This is a genomic window from Ilumatobacter sp. (assembly GCF_030065885.1).
Taxonomy (GTDB): Bacteria; Actinomycetota; Acidimicrobiia; order Acidimicrobiales; family Ilumatobacteraceae; genus Ilumatobacter.
On record NZ_JASJCS010000042.1, the window covers coordinates 1 to 20,107 of the forward strand.

The 20,107-nt window shown below is 68.5% G+C and carries 16 protein-coding genes; 3 read left to right on the plus strand and 13 right to left on the minus strand.

What is annotated here, in order from left to right; genetic code table 11:
- A partial coding sequence (gene acs / locus QNJ12_RS10835; protein WP_300622655.1) for an acetate--CoA ligase occupies positions 1 to 1,847 on the minus strand: 1,847 nt, incomplete at its 3' end.
- A 237-nt stretch (positions 1,848 to 2,084) separates the two neighbouring features.
- Here acs and QNJ12_RS10840 point away from each other — a divergent pair.
- Positions 2,085 to 5,558, plus strand: coding sequence for a collagen binding domain-containing protein (locus QNJ12_RS10840; RefSeq protein ID WP_300622656.1), 3,474 nt, complete (start codon positions 2,085 to 2,087; stop codon positions 5,556 to 5,558).
- Positions 5,559 to 5,630: 72 nt separating this feature from the next.
- Positions 5,631 to 6,503 (plus strand): fructosamine kinase family protein, encoded by an 873-nt coding sequence (locus QNJ12_RS10845; protein WP_300622657.1) that lies wholly within the window; start codon positions 5,631 to 5,633, stop codon positions 6,501 to 6,503.
- 6 nt (positions 6,504 to 6,509) lie between these two features.
- On the opposite strand, the gene QNJ12_RS10850 is transcribed toward QNJ12_RS10845, so the two are convergent.
- The 12 genes from QNJ12_RS10850 to QNJ12_RS10905 all read right to left on the minus strand — a co-directional run bounded on the left by QNJ12_RS10850 (position 6,510) and on the right by QNJ12_RS10905 (position 18,714).
- Positions 6,510 to 7,505: an SAM-dependent methyltransferase gene (locus QNJ12_RS10850; protein ID WP_300622658.1), complete on the minus strand. Its 996-nt coding sequence runs from the start codon at positions 7,503 to 7,505 to the stop codon at positions 6,510 to 6,512.
- A gap of 12 nt (positions 7,506 to 7,517) precedes the next feature.
- Positions 7,518 to 9,047 carry an NADH-quinone oxidoreductase subunit N gene (locus tag QNJ12_RS10855; RefSeq protein WP_300622659.1) on the minus strand — a complete coding sequence of 510 codons (1,530 nt, stop codon included), beginning with the start codon at positions 9,045 to 9,047 and terminating at the stop codon, positions 7,518 to 7,520.
- Positions 9,044 to 10,663 carry a NuoM family protein gene (locus tag QNJ12_RS10860; protein ID WP_300622660.1) on the minus strand — a complete coding sequence of 540 codons (1,620 nt, stop codon included), beginning with the start codon at positions 10,661 to 10,663 and terminating at the stop codon, positions 9,044 to 9,046. The genes QNJ12_RS10855 and QNJ12_RS10860 overlap by 4 nt, the downstream gene beginning before the upstream one ends.
- A gap of 17 nt (positions 10,664 to 10,680) precedes the next feature.
- Complete coding sequence (locus QNJ12_RS10865) at positions 10,681 to 13,278, minus strand: NADH-quinone oxidoreductase subunit L (RefSeq protein ID WP_300622661.1); 2,598 nt, start codon at positions 13,276 to 13,278, stop codon at positions 10,681 to 10,683.
- 64 nt (positions 13,279 to 13,342) lie between these two features.
- Positions 13,343 to 13,642, minus strand: a complete 300-nt coding sequence (nuoK, locus tag QNJ12_RS10870) for an NADH-quinone oxidoreductase subunit NuoK (protein ID WP_300622662.1) — start codon at positions 13,640 to 13,642, stop codon at positions 13,343 to 13,345.
- A complete protein-coding gene (locus QNJ12_RS10875) occupies positions 13,642 to 14,178 on the minus strand; it encodes an NADH-quinone oxidoreductase subunit J (RefSeq protein WP_300622663.1) in 537 nt (178 codons plus the stop codon). The genes nuoK and QNJ12_RS10875 overlap by 1 nt, the downstream gene beginning before the upstream one ends.
- A gap of 136 nt (positions 14,179 to 14,314) precedes the next feature.
- Positions 14,315 to 14,803, minus strand: a complete 489-nt coding sequence (locus tag QNJ12_RS10880; protein WP_300622664.1) for an NADH-quinone oxidoreductase subunit I — start codon at positions 14,801 to 14,803, stop codon at positions 14,315 to 14,317.
- 91 nt (positions 14,804 to 14,894) lie between these two features.
- Positions 14,895 to 15,950 carry a complex I subunit 1 family protein gene (locus tag QNJ12_RS10885; RefSeq protein WP_300622665.1) on the minus strand — a complete coding sequence of 352 codons (1,056 nt, stop codon included), beginning with the start codon at positions 15,948 to 15,950 and terminating at the stop codon, positions 14,895 to 14,897.
- A complete protein-coding gene (locus QNJ12_RS10890) occupies positions 15,947 to 17,119 on the minus strand; it encodes an NADH-quinone oxidoreductase subunit D 1 (protein WP_300622666.1) in 1,173 nt (390 codons plus the stop codon). The genes QNJ12_RS10885 and QNJ12_RS10890 overlap by 4 nt, the downstream gene beginning before the upstream one ends.
- Positions 17,116 to 17,811, minus strand: a complete 696-nt coding sequence (locus QNJ12_RS10895) for an NADH-quinone oxidoreductase subunit C (protein WP_300622667.1) — start codon at positions 17,809 to 17,811, stop codon at positions 17,116 to 17,118. The genes QNJ12_RS10890 and QNJ12_RS10895 overlap by 4 nt, the downstream gene beginning before the upstream one ends.
- A complete protein-coding gene (locus QNJ12_RS10900) occupies positions 17,795 to 18,358 on the minus strand; it encodes an NADH-quinone oxidoreductase subunit B (RefSeq protein WP_367281777.1) in 564 nt (187 codons plus the stop codon). Before QNJ12_RS10900 ends, QNJ12_RS10895 begins: the two co-directional genes overlap by 17 nt.
- A complete protein-coding gene (locus tag QNJ12_RS10905) occupies positions 18,349 to 18,714 on the minus strand; it encodes an NADH-quinone oxidoreductase subunit A (RefSeq protein ID WP_300622669.1) in 366 nt (121 codons plus the stop codon). The genes QNJ12_RS10900 and QNJ12_RS10905 overlap by 10 nt, the downstream gene beginning before the upstream one ends.
- Positions 18,715 to 18,903: 189 nt before the next feature.
- Between QNJ12_RS10905 and QNJ12_RS10910 the strand changes: the two genes are divergently transcribed.
- Positions 18,904 to 20,100 carry a threonine ammonia-lyase gene (locus QNJ12_RS10910; RefSeq protein WP_300622670.1) on the plus strand — a complete coding sequence of 399 codons (1,197 nt, stop codon included), beginning with the start codon at positions 18,904 to 18,906 and terminating at the stop codon, positions 20,098 to 20,100.
- Positions 20,101 to 20,107 lie beyond the last annotated feature (7 nt).

Consider the following 20,107-nt stretch of genomic DNA (forward strand, 5'->3'; position numbering starts at 1 on the left):
AGCAGGCGCCGCATGATCTTGCCCGAGCGGGTCTTGGGCAGATCCGGCGTGACGAAGATGGCCTTCGGCTTGGCGATGGCGCCGATCTCGGTGCCGACGTGGTCCCGCAGTTCGGCAACCGAGACGTCGGCACCGCCGCGGAGGATGACGTACGCGAACACCGCCTGACCCGTGGTGGGATCGTTGGCGCCGACGACGGCGGCCTCGGCGACCGCCGGATGCGACACGAGCGCCGACTCGACCTCGGTGGTGGAGATCCGGTGCCCCGAGACGTTCATCACGTCGTCGACCCGGCCGAGCAGCCACAGATAGCCGTCGTCGTCGAGCTTGGCGCCGTCGCCGGCGAAGTAGCGGCCCTCGAAGCGAGACCAGTAGGCCTCCTGGTAGCGGTCGGGATCGCCCCAGATGCCGCGCAGCATGCCGGGCCACGGCCGCGTCAACGTCAGGTACCCACCACCGACGGTGACGACGTTCGCCTCGTCGTCGACCAACTCGGCGGAGATGCCGGGCAGAGGGTGCGTCGCCGACCCCGGCTTGGTGGTGGTGACACCGGGAAGCGGGCTGATCATGATGCCGCCGGTCTCGGTCTGCCACCAGGTGTCGACGACCGGGCAGCGCTCGCCGCCGATGTGTTCGTGGTACCACATCCAGGCCTCGGGGTTGATCGGTTCACCGACCGTGCCCAGCAGCTGGAGCGACGAGAGGTCGTGCTTGGCCGGCTCCTCCGCGCCCCACTTCATGAACGTCCTGATCGCCGTCGGCGCGGTGTAGAACTTCGTCACGCCGTACTTCTCGACGATCGCCCAGAATCGGTCGTTGCCGGGGTGGTTGGGGACGCCCTCGTACATGACCTGCGTGCAGCCGTTCGAGAGCGGGCCGTAGACGATGTACGTGTGGCCGGTGATCCATCCGACGTCGGCGGTGCACCAGAAGACGTCGGTGTCGGGGTGGAGGTCGAACACGTACTTGTGGGTGTAGGTCGCCTGCGTGATGTAGCCGCCGGTGGTGTGCATGATGCCCTTGGGCTTGCCGGTGGTGCCGCTGGTGTAGAGGAGGAAGAGCAGGTCCTCGGCGTCCATCGGCTCGGGCGGGCAGTCGGCCGATGCGTCGGCCATCAGGTCGTGGTACCAGACGTCGCGGCCGTCGACCATGTCGACGTCGTTGTGGCCGCGTTGGACGACGACGACGTGCTCGATCGTGCTCGTGGCCGCCACGGCCTCGTCGGCCGCGGGCTTCAGCGGGAAGACCGCGCCCCGCCGGTGGAAGCCGTCAGCGGTGATCAGCAGCTTGGCGTCCGCGTCGTTGATGCGGTCGGCGAGCGACTGCGACGAGAAGCCGGCGAACACGACGCTGTGCGGGGCGCCGATGCGGGCGCATGCGAGCATCGCGACCGCCGCCTCGGGGATCATCGGCAGGTAGATGTTGATCCGGTCGCCCTTCTGGACGCCGAGGCCCTTCAGCACGTTGGAGAACTTCTTCACCTCATCGAGCAGGTCGGCGTAGGTGATGGTGCGCGTGTCACCGGGTTCGCCCTCCCAGTGGATGGCGACCTTGTCACCGCGGCCGGCGTCGACGTGGCGGTCGAGGCAGTTGTCGCTCACGTTGAGCTGCCCGCCGATGAACCACTTGGCGTACGGGAGCTGCCACTCGAGCACCGCGTCCCACGGCTTCGTCCAGCGGATCAGCTCGGTGGCCTGGCGGGCCCAGAAGGCCTCGTCGTCGGCCCGTGCCTCGTCGTAGAGGGCCGAGTCTGCGGTCAGCGCTCCGGCCCGGAACGCGTCGGACGGCGGGAAGGTACGGGTCTCGGTCGCGAGTGCCTGAATGGTGTCCTGCGATGCATCGGTCATGTTAACGAGGTCCCCTTCCAGGTGCTTTCCAGTTCCGATGGTACGCCAAGGTGTCGGTGGCAGGCCACGCCTCGATGACCGCCTGCGTCTCGGCCAGTGGCTCGATCCCGGCCCCGGCCGAGCGCCGACCGCCAGCCTGCAACGAGGATCGGCGCCCGAGCGATCGGCGCGAACACCCTGCACGAGAGGGGTGTCAGCACCCTGGGCCGGCGAGAAGGGCTGTCGTACGGTGCACGAATGCGGACGCTCGGCCTCTCCTTGATCATGCTCACGACGGCGATTGTGGTCGTCACCACCCCGTCGACGGTCGAGGCGGCCGACGGCACCATCTCGGGCACGGTGACGAGCGAGTCGGGCACACTCCTCACCGGTACGACGGTGGAGGCCTGCCCGGAGGGTGGCGGGTTCTGCCTCGACGCCGTCACGAACGGCGGGACGTACACGATCGCCGTTCCGCCCGGCGACTACGCGGTGTACTTCGCCCCGTCGGGCGGACCGTACGCCGGCGAGTTCTGGGAAGATGCCCAGGATTGGGCCGACCGGACGCCCGTCACGGTCGCCGCCGGCGAAGCGGTCAGCGGGATCGACGCTGCGCTCGAGGTGCTCGTCAGCGTGAGCGGCAACGTGATCGGCAACACGAACGGCGTCAGTCCTCCTGGCACACCCCTCGAACGTGTGCGGGTGCAGGTCTGCCCGACCGACGGCGGCCAGTGTGAACAGGACACCACGGGCGCGAGCGGCGAGTGGGGCGTGCTCGTGTCGGCGGGCAGCTACACGGTCCACTACGTCGATGGCGATCGTCGCTACAACGAGGAGTACTGGTTGGACGCGGCGACGAGCGCCGACGCCACGGTGCTCGATCTCGCGCTGGGATCCGGCTTCAGCCTCCCGGACGCGGTGCTCCTCCAACGCGGATCGATCTCGGGCACCGTCACCGACGTGACCTCGACGGGCATCGAGAACGTGACGGTGCGCGCCTGCCCCACGACCGGTGCCGCCTGCTCTGCGGCCGTGACCGCACCGGACGGCACGTACGAGATCTCCGACGCCGCAGCCGGCGAGAGCACGCTCTACTTCTCCAAGTTCCCCGAGGTCGTCGCCCAGTTCTACGACGGCGGTGACGTCACCGTCGCCCCCGGCGCCGAGACGGCGGACGTCGACCAGGTGCTTCGGCACTACGGGTCGATCGGCGGCACGGTCACCGACACCACTGGCGCGCCGGTCGAGGGCATCAACGTGAACGCCAGCGGGGACGGCTTCGGCAGTGCGACCACCGCAGCCGACGGCACGTTCGTCATCGAGCGTCTCGAGCCCGGTAGCGACTACCGGGTCGCGTTCTTCGGCGGCACCTACTTCACCGAGTGGTACGACGACGCGTCGGAGCCGCTCGATGCGACGCTCGTCGAGGTCGTCGACGCCACGACGACGCCCGACATCGACGCCGAACTCGCCGAGGGCGCGTCGATCTCGGGCACCGTCACCGCTCCCACACCTGGACAGGCCGGGTCGATCCGAGTGACCGTCACCGGGCCGGACGGCAACGACACGGCGTTCACGAACGCCGATGGCGACTACGAACTCATCGGGCTCACACCGGGCGACTACGTGATCCGGTTCTCCGACGACAACGACGTCCTCGCGACCGAGTACTGGGACGATGCGCCCGGTCTCGACACCGCCACGACCGTCGACGCCGCCGCTGGCGCCGTGGTCACGGGCATCGACGCCCGTCTCGAGCCATCGGTCTCGATCTCGGGCACGGTGCTGGAGGGCGGGACACCCTCGATCGGCGCAGCGGTCGCAGCGTGTATCGACGCCTCGACGTGCCCGTACACGACCTCGGCCGGCGCCGACGGCACCTACGTGCTCGACGAGATGAAGCCGGGCAGCTACTTCGTGCGCTTCCAGAGCCGCAACCCCGACTGGGCCGACGAGTTCTGGCCGAACACGTCGGCCCTCCTCGACGCGACGCCGGTCGTCGCGAGCTCCGATGTGAGCGCCGTCGACAGCGACCTCGACCCCGCGGGATCGATCAGCGGCTTCGTGACCGATTCGACCGGTCGGGGGCTGTTCTCGACCGAGGCGAACGTCACGGCGTGCAGCGAGACGATCGGCTGGTGCCGGTCGATCCCGTCCGGCTGGTTCGGCTTCGACCCCGGCGAGTACACGATCGGCCACCTCCCGCCGGCCGACGACTACACCGTGACGTTCGAAGGAACGTGGGAGTTCGTCCCGCGCCACACCGAATGGTGGTGCGACGCCACCGAGGAGGCTCAGGCGCTGCTCGTCGAGGTCGTCGCGGGCGTCGACACCGGCGGCATCGACGCCAGCCTGCGCGACGTCGGTGTCGCGGACCACGACACCTGCGACGAGGACGACGACGCCGTGCTCGACCCGATCGACAACTGCCCGTCGGAGGCCAACACGGACCAGGCCGACCTCGACCGCGACGGGCTCGGCGACGCCTGCGATCCTGACGACGACGGTGACGGGGTGCCCGACGACGCCGACAACTGCCCCGCGAGAGCGAACGCAGATCAAGCCGACCTCGACGGCGACGGCACGGGCGACGACTGCGACGCCGACGACGACCGTTCGGTCTTCGACTCGCTGACGCCGGCCCGGTTCGCCGACTCACGCAACGAGCCGACGTTCGACGGCCAGTTCCGCAACACCGGCATCCGTCGCGGCGGTACGACCTGGGAGATCCAGATCGCCGGCCGCGGCGACGTCCCCGTCGACGCCGCTGCAGCTGTGCTGAACATCACCACCGTCGGCGGGACGGCACCCGGCTTCGCCACGGTGCACCCGTGCGGCACCCTCCCGAACGCCTCGTCGGTCAACTACCTCGCCGGCGGCGTCGACCCCAACGAGATCATCGCCAAGCTGTCAGAAACGGGCACGGTCTGCGTGTTCGTGTTGAGCGACGTGCACGTGATCCTCGACGTCGTCGGTCACGTCACCGACTCGCCGTACCGAGCGCTCACCCCGGCCCGCTACGCCGACAGCCGCGACGAGCCCACCTTCGACGGCCGAGAGCGCGACACCGGCATCCGTCGGGCCGGCACCACCTGGGAGGTCCAGATCGCCGGCCGCGGCGACGTCCCCGCAGATGCCGCGGCGGTGGTCGTGAACCTCACCGTGACCGGTGGCACGGCACCCGGGTTCGCGACCGTGCATCCGTGCAGCACGCTCCCGAACGCCTCGAGCCTCAACTACGGGCCCGGCGACACCCGCCCCAACGAGCTCGTCGCCAAGCTGTCCCCCACAGGGAACGTCTGCGTGTACGTGCTCACGGACGTCCACGTCGTCGTCGACGTCGTCGGATTCGTGGCCGAGTCCCCGGCGTTCTCCGCCCTGACGCCCGCCCGCTTCGCGGACTCGCGCGACGAGCCCACCGTCGACGGCGAGTATCGCGACACCGGCATCCGCGGCGCCCGCACGACGTGGGAGGTCCGGATCGCCGGCCGCGGCAAGGTCCCCGCCGACGCCACATCGGCAGTCGTCAACCTCACTGTCACCGGCGGCACCGCGCCCGGCTTCGCCACCGTTCACCCCTGCGGCACCCTGCCCACCGCGTCGTCGATCAACTACGGGCCCGGTACCACCCGTCCCAACGAGCTCGTCGCCAAGCTCTCCCCCGCCGGCACGATCTGCGTCTACACGCTCGCCCCCACCCATGTCGTCGTCGACGTCGCGGGCTACGCGTAGCCCCTTGCTCGGCCATGCCTGACCGAGCCGCCGGTCGCAACCGAGCCCGCCTGTCGGCTACACCAAGGAGGCGTGGACTCTCTCGCACGCGACGTCGCGACAGCACTCGGCGCCACGGTCACGTCACGATCACGCCTCGGCGGCGGTGACGTCGCGGAGTCGTTCCGCTTCGAGCTCGCCGACGGCCGCCGGGTCTTCGCGAAGACGCATCGGGCGCCGCCGCCCGGGTTCTTCACGACCGAGGCGGCCGGCCTGGCGTGGCTTCGCGATGCCGGGGCGGTGCGCGTGCCGGCGGTGTTGGCGGTCTCCGACGGTGACGGCGCCGCGTCGCCCCACCTGGTCCTCGAGTGGGTCGACGAGGACCGTGGTCGGGCCGGCACCGAACGCGAGCTCGGCACACAGCTCGCTGCCCTGCACCGGGCCGGTGCGCCGAGCTTCGGTCGTGAGGACCGCCGGACGACCGGTAGCCGTCGCCTGCCCAACGACCCGTGCGAGACGTGGGTCGAGTTCTACGCGACCCGCCGGCTGGAGCCATTGGCACGGCTGGCGACCGACGGCCACGCGCTGCCTGCCGACACGCTCGATGTGCTCGATGTCGTGATCGACCGGCTCGCCGACCTCGGTGGACCGCCCGAACCACCCGCCCGGCTGCACGGCGACCTGTGGGCCGGCAACCGGCTCATCGACACGAGCGGCGACTCGTGGTTGATCGATCCGGCCGCCCACGGTGGTCACCGCGAGTTCGACCTGGCGATGATGCGCCTGTTCGGCGGCTACGGAGCCGAGTGCTACGAGGCGTACGCCGATGCGTTCCCGCTCGCCGATGGCTGGGAAGAGCGGGTGCCGCTACACCAGCTCGCCCCGCTGGTCGTGCATGCCATCAAGTTCGGCGGCGGCTACGCCTCCGCCACGCACCGGGCGCTGGACGCCGTGCTCGGCGCATGAGGTGCGTCAGGCCCGCCACTCGAGCACGCTGAAGCTGCCCAGTCCGGCCGGGTCGAGGAGCGCCTCCGCCTCGCTCACTCGGCTCCGCATCCGGATCGCAGCGACATCGGGCTGCGCGGCATGCTGCTCCCAGTGGAGCTTGCCCTCGACGACGAGCTCGTCGATGCCGTGGAGCTGCAGCCACTGCGCCTGGGTGCGGACCGCATCGGGCTCGGGCAGCTGGTCGATCGCGACCTCGCTGGTGATGTCCTGCGCCCCGGGGTCGGCGAGGTAGTGACCGCCGCGCTCGTGACCGCGGTACGTCCGTAGCCACTCCCGCCACGGGCGCGCGGCGAGCTCGGCGGTGGTCGGCACGGCGTAGTCGATCGCCACGACCGAGCCCGAGGAGAGTCGCGACCGTGCGGCTTCGACCCACCGCCGGGCACCGTCCTGCAGCGGCGCACGGGCGCCCAGGCTCGGCGCAGACGGCAACACGTCGGGCGTCGGTTCGAACGGCGCGCTCAGTTGCTCGACCAGCCGACCGTCGGGCAGCTCGACCACGTACGCCTCGCGCCAGCCATCGTCGAAGACCGCGAGCCGGAACGGCAGGTTGTCGAGCAGCTCGTTCGCGAAGACCACCCCGTCGAACGACCCGTCCGGCAACTCGGCGGCCGATTCGACACCGTCGGGATGCTGCTCCCGCTGCGCTGCTGCGACCTCGACGGCGACGAATCGCATCGCTGGCGCACAAGCGGGCACAGCCGCCAGCACCGAGCGAGCGAGCGTGCCCGGCCCGGCCCCGGCATCAACCACGGTGAACGGATCGGGCCGACCGATCCGATCCCATTCGGCGTCGAGGAACCGGGCGACGACGGCGCCGAACAGCGGTCCGACCTCGGGCGACGTGATGAAGTCGCCGCGGCGCCCGGCCCGCCCGCCCGCCGTGTAGAACCCGGCGGGCCCGTACAGCGCGTCCGCCATGAACCGGTCGAACGACACGGCGTCGCGAGTTGTGTCTGACACAACTCGCGACATCTAGCCGCCGAGGCTCAACAGGCCGTTGCCGCTGAGGTCCGGCAGGTCGGCGAAGCGCAGCACCAGGCTGGGCACGAGGCCGAGCACGATCGTGCCGGCCGTGCAGATGGTCAGCGCCGCGGCGATCGGCTGCGGCGTGCGGATCGGCGTGGTGTCACCGTCGGGCACCGGCTGCATCCACATCACCCGGGCGACCTTCATGTAGTACGCCGCGGCGATGACCGTGTTGATCGCGGCGATGACGGCCAGCGTGTAGCCGATGCCGTCGCCCGCGTCGAGCAGCGCCCGGAAGGCGGCCAGCTTGCCGATCCAGATGCCGAGCGGCGGGATGCCGGTCAGCGACGCCAGGAAGATCGTCATGAGGATCCCGAGGCCCGGTGCATAGCTCATCAGCCCGCCGAACGAGCTGATCTCACCGCTCTGGGTCTTGCGGCTGACGGCCATGACGACGGCGAACGCCCCGAGGTTCGAGAAGGCGTAGATCAGGAGGTAGATCACGACCGCCTTGAGCGACGCCTCTGCTGCGTCGCCGGAGGCGATGACGGCCAGCGGCATCAGGATGAAGCCACCCTGGCTGACCGACGAGTACGCCAGCAGGCGTACGATGTTGGTCTGCCGCAACGCCAAGACGTTGCCGATCGTCATCGTCAACGCGGCGAGGGCGAAGATGAACGGCTCGTAGACCCCGTCGGCGGCGTAGAGGGCCAGGAACAGCATCGTGATCAGGCCGACGAAGCCGGCCGCCTTGGACGCGACCGACAGGAACGCCGTCACCGGCAGCGGCGCACCCTCGTAGGTGTCGGGTGCCCACGTGTGGAACGGCACGGCGGACACCTTGAAGCCGAACCCGACGATGACGAACACGACGGCGATCACCTGCATCGGCAGCAGGTCGTCGCTGATCAACGCGGCGCCGATCTCGTCGAGCTTGGTCGATCCGGTCGTGCCGTACAGGTACGACATGCCGTACAGCAGCACACCCGAGGCGAACACGCCGAGCAGGTAGTACTTCACGCCGGCCTCGTTGGACTTGGCGTCGCGCTTGCGCCAGGCCGCCATCATGTAGGCGGGGATCGACAGCAGCTCGAGCGCCACGAAGATCGACACCAGGTCGCGCGACGACGCCATCATCACCATGCCGAGGATGCTGACGAGCAGCAGCACGTAGAACTCGCCCTGGTAGTAGCCCCCCTCCTCGAGCTCGGTCTGGCTCATCAGCACGACGACGTAGCCGATCAGGAGGAACAGCGCCTTCAGGACCAGGGCGTACTCGTCGACGACGTAGCGGTCGAAGAACATCGATCTGACGTCGTCGCCGATCACCGCCAGCGTGACGACCGGGATGAAGGCGCCGAGCATCACGAATCCGGAGAGGGTGGCCATCATCCACTTCTTGCTCTCGTCGATCCAGAGGTCGACGAGCAGGACGACGTTGATGCCGACGACGAGGACCAGCTCGGGCGCGAGGCCGTGCCAGTCGACGTCGGGCCGGATCCAGTCGGCCGTCTGGGCGAGCAGCGTGGTGATCACGGGATGCCGGCACCGATCTGGTCGACGAGGCGGCTGACGGCCGGGTCCATCACCCGGAACATCAGCTGCGGATAGACACCGAACACGACGATCGCGATCAGGAACGGCGTCCACGACATCCACTCGATCGGCGTCACGTCGTGGATGTCGGCGGCGTGGTCGTCGTCGTGGTGCTCGTTCGAGGCCGCGCTCAGCGCCGGTGCACCGTGGTTGCCGTGGCCGCTGCCGCTTCCAAGGTCGGTGAACTCGGGGTTCGGCTCACCGAACGCCGTGCGCTGGTAGAGCCAGAGCAGGTAGCCGGCGGCCAGCACCGTGCCGAGCGCGGCGATCACCATCAGCGTGCGGTACAGCTCGACCGACAGGCCCTCCATCGGCTGGTACGCCGACAGGATGGCCGGGAACTCGCCCCAGAAGCCGGCGAGGCCGGGCAGGCCGAGCGAGGCCATCGCCGAGAAGCCGAGGATCCAGCCCATCTTCGGCATCTGGATCAGCATGCCCGACAGCCGCTTGATCTCGAGCGTGTGGTAGCGGTGCTTGATCGACCCGGCGAGGAAGAAGAGCATGCCGGTGATCAGGCCGTGGGCGACCATGCCGAACAGCGCGGCGTTGATGCCGAACTCGGTCAGGGTCGAGATGCCGAGCATCACGAAGCCCATGTGGGCGACCGACGAGAACGCAATCAGGCGCTTCATGTCGGTCTGGGCGAGGCAGCCGAGCGCGCCGTAGATGATGCCGATGACGGCGAGGATGCCGATCACCGGCGCCCATGCCTCGGCGCCCTGCGGCAGCATCGGGAGCGCGATCCGCACGAACCCGTACGTGCCGAGCTTCAGCAGGATCGCCGCCAGGATCACCGAGCCCTGGGTCGGAGCCTGGGTGTGCGCGTCGGGGAGCCAGGTGTGGAACGGGAACATCGGCACCTTCACCGCGAACCCGACGAACATGCCCGCGAAGATCCAGACCTGCACGTCGCGGTCGACGCCGGCCCCGGCCTCGATCAGGTGCGCGAAGCCGAAGCTGACGGCGTCGGTCTGGAAGAAGAGCGCCAGGAAGGCGACGAGCATCAGCGCCGAACCGAACATCGTGTAGAGGAAGAACTTCAGCGACGCGTACTGGCGCTCCTCCCCGCCCCACACGCCGATCATGAAGTACATCGGCAGCAGCACCAGCTCGAAGAACACGAAGAACAGGATCAGGTCCTGGGCGATGAACGTGCCGGCCATGCCGACCTGCAGCACGAGCATCAGCATGAGGAACGATTTCGGGTTCCCGGCGTCGGGCATGTTCTCGTACGTGTAGACCGCCACGAGGAACGTCACCGCCATCGACAGGAAGTACAGAGGGAGGCTGATGCCGTCGAGGCCGACCGTGTAGTTCGAGCTGATGACGCCGATCCACTCCTCGTCGACGACGAACTGGAGCCGCTCGCTCTGCCCGTAGTCGAACGCGATCAGCGTCCACACGCCGACCGCCACCGTGGCTCCCGAGGTGAGGATCGCGATCTGCTTGTGCAGCTGCTCCTCGACGGCGGGGATGAACATCATCAGCAGCACGCCCGCGAGCGGCAGGAACGTGCCGACCGAGAGGAGCCAGTTGTCGTTGAAAAGGGGATCCATGATTGCCTTGCGTCGCCTTAGACGTTGAGGATGATGAGGACGATGGCGCCGACCGCGGCGGCGCCGAACAGCAGCGCGCCGTACTGGTTGACCTTGCCGGACTGCACGGGTTGGAGGGCATGTCCCGACTCGCTCGCGACGAGCCCCGAGGCGTCGACCGCGCCGTCGACCACCCGCTGGTCGATGTTGCGGTAGACCCACTCACCGGTGCGCTTGCCCGAGCGACCGGCGCCGTCGACGATGCCGTCGATGACCTTCTGGTTGATCCAGTAGGCACCCTTGGCGATCGGGTGCGCGACGCCGCGGACGATGATCTTCTCGTAGAGGTCGTCGAGGTAGTACTTGTTGACGAGGAAGCGGTGGCCGGCGCCGGCCAGCCGGTTGCGCTCGGTGAGGCCCTTCAGCGGGTGCTTGCGATCCCCGAAGACACCGAGGCTGATCCACGCCGCGATCGCGATGCCGAACAGCACCAGGCCGATCGAGATCGCCGCCTTCGACCACTTGAACTCGGCGTGCGGAACCTTGGGCGCGAAGCACACCCCTTCGGAAGCGGGTTCGAAGCCGCAGCCCGACTTCTTGTCGCCGCCCTCGTCGGCGCCCGGGAACGGCACGACCGCGGGCCCGGAGCGACCGAACGTGCCGGTCGCCTCCTCGAGGAGTCCCTCGTCGATGATGCCCTCCTCGTCCGCTGCGCTCTCGGCACCGACCTCGACGCCGCGGGGCTCGACCCACTCGAGGAAGTACTCGGTCTCGAACGGCGCGCCGGGCGCGTTGAGGTAGCCCGAGAAGACCGCGAGGAACCCGAGGATCACGAGCGGCGCGGTGATCCGCCACGGCGACTCGTGCGGCTCGGCATGATGATCGTCGCCGTTGCCGTGATCGTCGCCGTGGCCGTGGTCGTCGCCGTGACCGCCACCGTTGCCGTGACCGCCACCGTGGCCGTGATCATCGGCGTGGTCACCGCCGTGAGCTGGGTCACCAGCGGCTGCCGCAGATGAACCAGCCGCCGCCATGGCGAGCTCGTGCTCGTGCTCCTCGATCAGGTCGAGCGCGTGTTCTTCACCGTGTGCGTAGGCCGGGTCGTGCGGGTCGTGGTGCTCGCCGGCGGCCGCGCCGCGCGGCTCGCCGAAGAAGGTGAGGTACGTCGCCCGCGTCATGTAGGCGGCCGTCATCACCGCGCCGACGAGGCCGACGATGAAGAACACGTCGTAGTCGTTGTTGAACGCGTTGTCGATGATCTCGTCCTTCGACCAGAAGCCGGAGAAGAACGGGAGCCCGCACAGCGCAGCGGTCGAGACCATCCACGTCCAGAACGTGATCGGCATGTACTTCCGCAGGCCGCCCATGTCGCGCTTCATGTCGAAGCTGTGGTGCGACGCCGAATGGCTGATCGAGCCGGCGCAGAGGAACAGGCAGCACTTGAAGAAGGCGTGCGTCCAGATGTGGAAGACCGCCGGCGTCCAGGCGCCGACGCCGAGGCCCATCATCATGTAGCCGAGCTGCGACACCGTCGAGTACGCGAGCACCTTCTTGATGTCGTCCTGCACGAAGGCGAGCGCGGCGGCGATGATGATCGTGATCGCGCCGATCACGGCGATCAGGTTGACGCCGGTATCGAGGATGTCGAGGCCCTCGAAGAAGACCGGGTAGAGCCGGGCGACGAGGAAGACGCCGGCCACCACCATCGTCGACGAGTGCAGCAGCGACGACACGGGCGTCGGCCCGGCCATCGCGTCGGGGAGCCAGGTGTGGAGCGGGAACTGGCCCGACTTGCCGATGCAGGCGATGAAGAGCGCGATCGCACCCCAGAAGAGGACCTGGGAGTCGGCGCCCTCGCTGAGCGCCCACCCCGAGATCGACTGGATCGAGAAGCCGTTCGAGCCCCGCTCCTCGGCCCAACCGGCGGCGCCGAAGTAGATGATCGCGACGCCGACGAGCAGACCCATGTCGCCGACGCGCACCGTCCAGAACGCCTTGAGTGCGGCCTCGCTGTTGGCCCGGTCCTCCCACCAGTGGCCGATCAGGAGGAACGAGCAGAGGCCCATGATCTCCCAGCCGAGGATGAACTGGACCATCGACTCGGCCGAGACCATGACCAGCATGCCGGCCGAGAAGAGCGTGATCGACGCGAAGAAGTGGGTGTAGCGACGGTCGCCCTTGACGTACTCGGTCGAGTAGATCTGCACGAGCAGCGAGATGAAGCTGACGAGCAGCAGCGCCATGACGGCGAGCCCGTCGATGTGCTGGCCGAGCGTGAGCTCGAGGCCGTCGTTCTGCCACCAGGTCCAGGTTCGGATCACCGGCTCGACGTACGGCTCGGCCTCCCCGCCCTCCTCGGCGCGCGGGAAGATCGACCGTGCGAAGCCGCGCGCGACGCCGAGTGCGCCCTCGCCTTCGCTGTGGCCGGCGGAGTGCACGCGGTCGATCCACTGATACGAGGCGCCGACGGCGAGCACGAACGAGGCCGCCATCGACGCGATCCCGACCTCGGACCCGCCCTGCGGGAGCCGCTTGCCGAACAGCAGGATGACGGCGAACCCGATCGCCGGGATCAGTGGGATCAGCCACGCGTTCTCGAGGAACCAACCGGACTTCAGGGCTTCTGCAGCGAACATCAGCCACTCACCTCCGATTCGGTACCGGAGGCGATCGACGGACCGCGGCGGACGATCGCTGTCATCAGCCCCTCATCTCCGAGAGCTCGTCGAGGGCGATCGAGCGGCGGTTGCGGAAGACCATCAGCACCATGCCGAGTCCGACGCCCACCTCCGCGGCGGCGACCGCGACGACGAACAACGCGAACACCTGACCGTCGATGTTGTTGTTCATCAGCGCGAACGCGACGAGGTTGAGGTTGACCGAGTTGAGGATCAGCTCGACCGACATCAGCACCATGACCGCGTTCTTGCGGGCGATGACGCCGAACACGCCGATCGAGAACAGGATCGCCGACAGCAGCAGGAAGTTGACGGCGAGCATCAGTCCTTCCTCGCGAGCACGATCGCGCCGATGGCGGCGGCGAGCAGGACGAAGGAGAGTGCGATCAGCGGGATCAGGTAGGGCCCGAGGTACCCGTCGCTGAGGGCGACCGTCGTGCCGGCGATCTGCTCCTCGGTCGGGTCGACGAGCACGGTGTCCTCGAACGCGTCGATGACGACGTAGGCGAGCACGCCCAGGATCAGCACCGCGACCGGGATGCCGAGGCCCCAGCCCTTGTTGTTGAGATCGGTGTCGGCGCCGAGCCGGGCGCGGGTCAGCATGATGCCGAAGAGGAACAGCACCATGACGGCGCCGATGTAGACCATCACCTGCGAGACGGCGACGAACTCGGCGGCGGCCAGGATGTACTGCGCGGCGACGCCGCCGAGCACCACCACCAGCCAGAGCGCGGCGTGCACGACGTTCTTCGTCGAGACGACCGTCAGCGCGGCGAAGATCATGATCGCGGCAATGATGCCGAACCCGACGTTCTGCGCGACGTTCACGTCGGCCGACTGCGCGAGCAGGCTCGTCACCTCTTCGCCCCCGCTTCCAGCCCAGGCGCCTCGGGAACGGTCTCCATCATCCCGTGGGGGCTGCGCCCCCACACCCCATCAGCGCTCGGCTCGCTCGCGCTCGCTCGACCGCCGGAGACCGCTCTCACGTCGAGCATCACTTCTGCGCCCCCGCTTCCAACTCGGGCGCCTCGGGCACGGTCTCCATCCACTCGCCGAGCTTCGACTTGTCGTGGAGGAGGTCGGCGATGCGCGGTTCGGAGTACTCGTACTCGGGGCTCCAGAACAGCGCGTCGAACGGGCACACCTCGACGCAGATGCCGCAGTACATGCACAGCGCGTAGTCGATGTCGAAGCGATCGAGGTGGTTGACCTGGCGCGGCTTGCCCCCGGCGCGGCGGGGCGGGGCGAGCTGCTTGTGTGCCTCGATGTAGATGCACCAGTCGGGGCACGAGCGAGAGCACAGCATGCAGGCCGTGCAGTTGTCCTCGTGCAGCGCGATCACGCCACGGGCGCGGATCGGCGGCGTCTCCTTGGCGTGCGGGTACTGCACGGTGGCCGCGCCGTCCTTGACGGTGCGGAACATCGTGCCCATCGTGACACCCAGGCCCTTGATCAGCCCGGGAACCTTCGGCTTCGGGGGCATCACCACCACCCCCGTTCAAGTTGTGTCAGACACGAAGTGAACCGTTCAGGTTGTGTCTGACACGAAGTGAACGAAGTGAGTGACATGAACATCAGAGCGCCACCTTCAGGACCGCCGTGACGGCGATGTTGGCGAGCGAGATCGGGATCAGGACCTTCCAGGCGAATCGCTGGAGCTGGTCCTCGCGGAACCGGGGGTAGCTGAACCGTACCCACATGATGATGCCGGTCAGCAACACCATCTTCGACAGCATGATCACTGGGCCGACGACGTTCATCCAGTTGTCGACGTCGTCGAGCGTCTCCCACCCGAACCAGCTGAACGGCACACCCCAGCCGCCGAGGAAGAGCACCGAGGCGATGAAGGCGAACACACCGGCGGTGGCGAACTCGCCGATGAAGAACATCAGGAACCGGAACCCGGAGTACTCGGTCATGTAGCCGGACACGAGCTCGGACTCGGCGATCGGCATGTCGAACGGCGCCTGCGTGAGCTCGGCCTGGACGGCGACCATGAAGATCAGGAAGCCGACGCCCTGCGTCAGCACGAACGGCAGGCCGATGCCGTTCCAGCCGAAGATCTCCTGCGTGTTCTGCGCGACGACGATCTGCTGCAGGTTCATCGAACCCGCCTGGATGACCACGCCGACGACCGCGAGCACCATCGGCAGCTCGTAGGCGATCAGCTGACCGGCAGCACGCAGCCCACCGAGCAGCGAGTACTTGTTGGCGCTCGACCAGCCGGCGATGAGGATGCCGATCACCGACACCGAGCCGACGGCCAGGGCGTAGAACACGCCGGCCTGGAAGTTCGTCATCCAGGCGTCGGGACCGAACGGCACGACGACGACCAGGAGGAACGTCGACATCAGCACGATGATCGGCGCGATCTTGTAGATCGTGCTGTCGGCGTTCTCGGGGATGATGTCTTCCTTCTGCAGCCACTTGCCGACCTCGGCGAGCAGCTGCATCGAGCCGTACGGCCCGGCCTCCATGGGTCCGAGCCGGCTCTGCATGAACGACATCATCTTGAACAGGAAGACGTAGACGATCGTGCCCGCGGGCAGCAGCACCGCGGCGATCCCGCCCAACACGCGCAGCAGCGACTGCCCCCAGTAGGGGACTTCAACCGCAAGGTGGGCGATCACCGGTCGATGTCTCCGAGGATGAAGTAGAGGCTGGCGAGGATGGTGATGATGTCGGGGACGTAGACGCCCTTCAGCACCCAGGGTGTGATCGAGATGTTGTTGAAGCTCGCCGAGCGGATCTTCACCCGGAACGGCCCCAGGTCACCCTTGCTCACCACGTAGTAGCCCATCTCGCCGAGCGGGTTCTCCGTCGACACCCAGGCCTCGCCCTCGGGGACCTTGATGATGCGCGGCACCTTGGCCATCACGGGTCCGGCCGGCAGGTCGTCGATGAGCTGGTCGACGATCTTGGTCGCCTCGCGAGTCTCTTGCAGTCGCACCCAGCAGCGCGCCCACGAGTCGCCGTCGGGATGGGTCCAGACCTTGAAGTCGGCCTTGTCCCACGCCATCGGCAGGTTCTGGTCGCGGCGCAGGTCCCAGTCGACGCCCGAAGCCCGGAGGTTGGCACCGGTGAGCCCGTAGGACGTAGCGATGTCGGGTGGGATGACCCCGATGCCGCGGGTGCGGCTCTGGAAGATCTCGTTGCCGAACAGCAGGTCCTCGATCTGGTCGCAGAACTCGCGCAGCTTGCGCATGACCTGCTTGGTCTCGTCGATCCAGCCCTTCGGCAGGTCGTCCTTGAGGCCGCCGATGCGGTCGAAGTTCGGATGGAAGCGGCCGCCGGTGGCGCCCTCGATCAGGTTGAGGACGTACTCGCGGTCGCGGAACGCCAGGAAGACCGGGGTGATGGCGCCCATCTGCACGCCGAGATCGCCGAGGAACAGGCCGACGTTCGCGATCCGGGACAGCTCGAACAGGATCGTGCGGATGTACTGGGCGCGGGGCGGCGCCTCGATCTCCATGAGCTTCTCGGCGGCGAGGATGAACGGCACCTCGTTGGCGAAGCTGCCGAGCCAGTCGATGCGGTTGATCAGCGTCGTGACCTGCGGGAACGTGCGGACCTCGGTGAGCTTCTCGTAGCCCCGGTGCATGTAGCCGGCCACCGGCTCGGCCCAGATGACCTGCTCGCCGTCGAGGCGGGCGACGATGCGTAGCGTGCCGTGCGTGGCCGGGTGCTGCGGGCCGATGTTGAGCGTCATGCCCTCGGTCTCGAGCTCGACGTTCAGCCGCGCGTCGGCCGCCTGCGACGCGATGTAGCTCAGCTGCTGCCGTTCGTTCAGCATGGTCATGATGCGTCTCCGCCGTCGTCGTCGGATTCGGGCATGGGTTCGACGTCGACGATGCCGGGCCACGGCTTGACCATGCGCGACAGCAGCGGGAAGTCCTTGCGGAGCGGGAACCCCTCGAACTCGGTGGGCAGGTAGATGTTGCGCAGGTCGGGGTGTCCGTCGAAGCCGACCCCGAACATCTCGTGCGTCTCGCGTTCGTGCCAGTTGGCGCCGGCGAACTGCGGGATCCAGGTCGGCATCGACATCGACTCGGGCACGTCGGCCTTCACCGTGATGCTGACGTGGCGTTCGATGTCGGTCAGGCGGGCGAGCAACTGGAAGCGGGACTCGCCGCCGGCGTAGCCGCTGGTCATCTCGGGTTGCTCGCCATCGCCCTCCTCGGCCGGGGCGGAGGGGTCGTCCTCGCCCTTGCCGTACGGCGATGGCAGCCAGTCGATCGCCGAGAGGAAGCAGAAGTGCTCGAATCCCTGTGCCTTGAGAGCTGCGCCGGCGATCGCCCAGGCCTCTGCCGACACACGCACCCACAGATCGTCCTGCGGCACGAGGTGCGTGTCGAGCAGGTGCTCGCCGAGGTCGGCGCGCAGCGCGTCGACGATGCCCTCGCGCAGACCGTCGCCCGGGAGCTCGGGGGTCTCGGCGGCCTCGTCGGTCGCCGTGCTGGCGTCGGCGCCGGCGTCACTCAATCGGGCCACCGCCGACGACGATCGGTTCCTGCGGCTCGCGGAGCGCAGCGGACTTCTGCAACGACGTGTACTCCTCGTGACGCCACTTGGCGCCCATGTCCTCGTTCTTGATGCGCTGCTGGAGCAGCACGATGCCCTCGAGCAGCGCCTCGGGGCGCGGCGGGCAGCCCGGTACGTAGACGTCGACGGGGATGATCTGGTCGACGCCCTTGGTCACGGAGTACGAGTCCCAGTACGGCCCACCGCAGTTGGCGCAGGAACCCATCGAGATCACGTACTTCGGCTCGGGCATCTGCTCGTAGAGCCGCTTGACGGCCGGGGCCATCTTGTCCGTGACGGTGCCCGAGACGACGACCAGGTCGGCCTGCCGCGGGCTCGCCGGCAGCGGGATCACGCCGAGTCGCATCACGTCGTACCGGGGCGAGCCGAACGCGGCGCCCATCTCGATGGCGCAGCAGGCGAGTCCCCACTGGTACACCCACATCGAGTACGAGCGGCCGATGTTGAACAGCTTGGTGAGCGGGGCGGGCATTCGCCCGCGATCCACTAGACCCATCTGAGGAGCCCTCGTTTCCAGGCGTACACGAGACCGTCGAGCAGCAGCACGATGAAGATCAGCATGGTGATCAGGCCGAACCACCCGTAGCGCTCGGTCGCGGTCGCCCACGGAAAGATGAACACCGCCTCGACGTCGAAGATGACGAACAGCAGCGCGAACACGTAGTACCGGATCTGGCTCTGCGACCAGCCGATCCCGACCGGGTCGACGCCCGACTCGTAGGCGATCAGCTTCTCGCGGCCGGGGCGCGACGGGCGCACGGCAGCCGCCACGCCCAGCAGGAGGCCGGCGAGCAGAATTGCGGCCAGGCCGAACCAGACCACCGTGAGGTAATCGCGCAGAAACAGCGACATCGGGCAGCGAGGCTACCAGGGCTCGTGAACGGGTTCCCAAACTCCGCGACACAGTTTCGAGAGGCCCGAGACGGCCCCGTTTCGGCGCCGGACCAGCGGACGACGGCGCTGTCCTGGGCCGCCCCGGATCGCCGGAACGGGCCGTCGCGGCTCGACCGACCGCGGCGGGTGACCAGCTACGTTCGCAGCATGGACGCGCCCGTCGACCTCGACAGCATCCGGGCGGCTCGCGAGGCGGGGCGCGATGTCGTCCGACGGACGCCGGTGCTCGGCTCGGCGACGCTCTCGTCCGGGAACGGCCCGGTGGTCCTGAAGGCCGAGAACCTCCAACGCACCGGTTCGTTCAAGGTGCGCGGTGCGATGAACAAGCTGGCATCGCTCGGCGACGCGGCCGGACGCGGCGTGACCGCGGGCAGCGCCGGCAACCACGCCCAGGCGCTTGCGTTCGCGGCGTCCCAGCACGGCGTGCGGGCCGAGATCTTCGTCCCGACCGGTGCCTCGGTCACGAAGATCGCCGCCTGCGAGGGCTATGGCGCATCGGTCACCGAGCGGGGCGCGACGTTGCTCGACGCCGTCGAGGCCTCGGTCGCGCACGCGGCGGCGACCGGCTCGGCGTTCTGTCACCCGTTCGACGACCCGGTCGTGGTCGCCGGGCAGGGCACGCTCGGCTTGGAGTTGGTCGAGGACGTCGACGACCTCGCGTGCGTCGTCGTCCCGCTCGGTGGCGGTGGCCTCGCGGCCGGCACGGCCGTCGCCGTGAAGTCGCAGCGTCCGGACGTCCGTGTGATCGGCGTCCAGGCCGCAGTGTGTGCGCCGTACGCCGGTCACCCGCCGAGCGACGGACCGATCCTCACGCTGGCCGACGGCATCGCCGTGAAGCGGCCCGGCGAGGTGACCGCCCCGCTCGTCGAGCGATGGTTGGACGAGGTGGTGACCGTCGACGAGGACGCGATCGCCGACGCGATGGTGATGCTGCTCGAGCGGGCCAAGCTGGCCGTCGAGGGTGGCGGCGCGGTCGGCGTCTCGGCGTTGATGTCGGGGCTGGTGACGCCGCCGACCGTCGGCACGACATGTGTCGTGCTCTCGGGTGGCAACGTCGATCTCGGTGCGGTGCCGGGCCTGATCCGGCGCCACGAGCATCTGGCGGGCCGGCGGCTCGCCCTGTTCGCGCGGATCGACGACCGCCCAGGGGGACTCGCTCGGTTCCTCGCAGCCGCCGCAGCGGCGGGCGCCGATCTCATCGAGGTGCAGCACCTGCGGGAATGCCTCGAGCTGCACGTGCGCGAGACCGGCATCCGCGCCACGTTCGAGGTGCGGGGGCCCGAGCACGCGGACCGCATCGTCGCCGCGCTCTGCGACGCGGGATACTCGCCCGAACGCCGCTGACCGCCGC

Excerpts from the sequence above, each read along its gene's own strand:
- QNJ12_RS10890 (WP_300622666.1), bottom strand. The coding sequence starts at position 17,119 with ATGACCATGCTGAACGAACGGCAGCAGCTGAGCTACATCGCGTCGCAG.
- QNJ12_RS10840 (WP_300622656.1), top strand. The coding sequence starts at position 2,085 with ATGCGGACGCTCGGCCTCTCCTTGATCATGCTCACGACGGCGATTGTG.
- QNJ12_RS10860 (WP_300622660.1), bottom strand. The coding sequence starts at position 10,663 with ATGGATCCCCTTTTCAACGACAACTGGCTCCTCTCGGTCGGCACGTTC.
- nuoK (WP_300622662.1), bottom strand. The coding sequence starts at position 13,642 with ATGCTCGCCGTCAACTTCCTGCTGCTGTCGGCGATCCTGTTCTCGATC.
- QNJ12_RS10880 (WP_300622664.1), bottom strand. The coding sequence starts at position 14,803 with ATGCCCCCGAAGCCGAAGGTTCCCGGGCTGATCAAGGGCCTGGGTGTC.
- QNJ12_RS10865 (WP_300622661.1), bottom strand. The coding sequence starts at position 13,278 with ATGTTCGCTGCAGAAGCCCTGAAGTCCGGTTGGTTCCTCGAGAACGCG.
- QNJ12_RS10900 (WP_367281777.1), bottom strand. The coding sequence starts at position 18,358 with ATGGGTCTAGTGGATCGCGGGCGAATGCCCGCCCCGCTCACCAAGCTG.
- QNJ12_RS10910 (WP_300622670.1), top strand. The coding sequence starts at position 18,904 with ATGGACGCGCCCGTCGACCTCGACAGCATCCGGGCGGCTCGCGAGGCG.
- QNJ12_RS10905 (WP_300622669.1), bottom strand. The coding sequence starts at position 18,714 with ATGTCGCTGTTTCTGCGCGATTACCTCACGGTGGTCTGGTTCGGCCTG.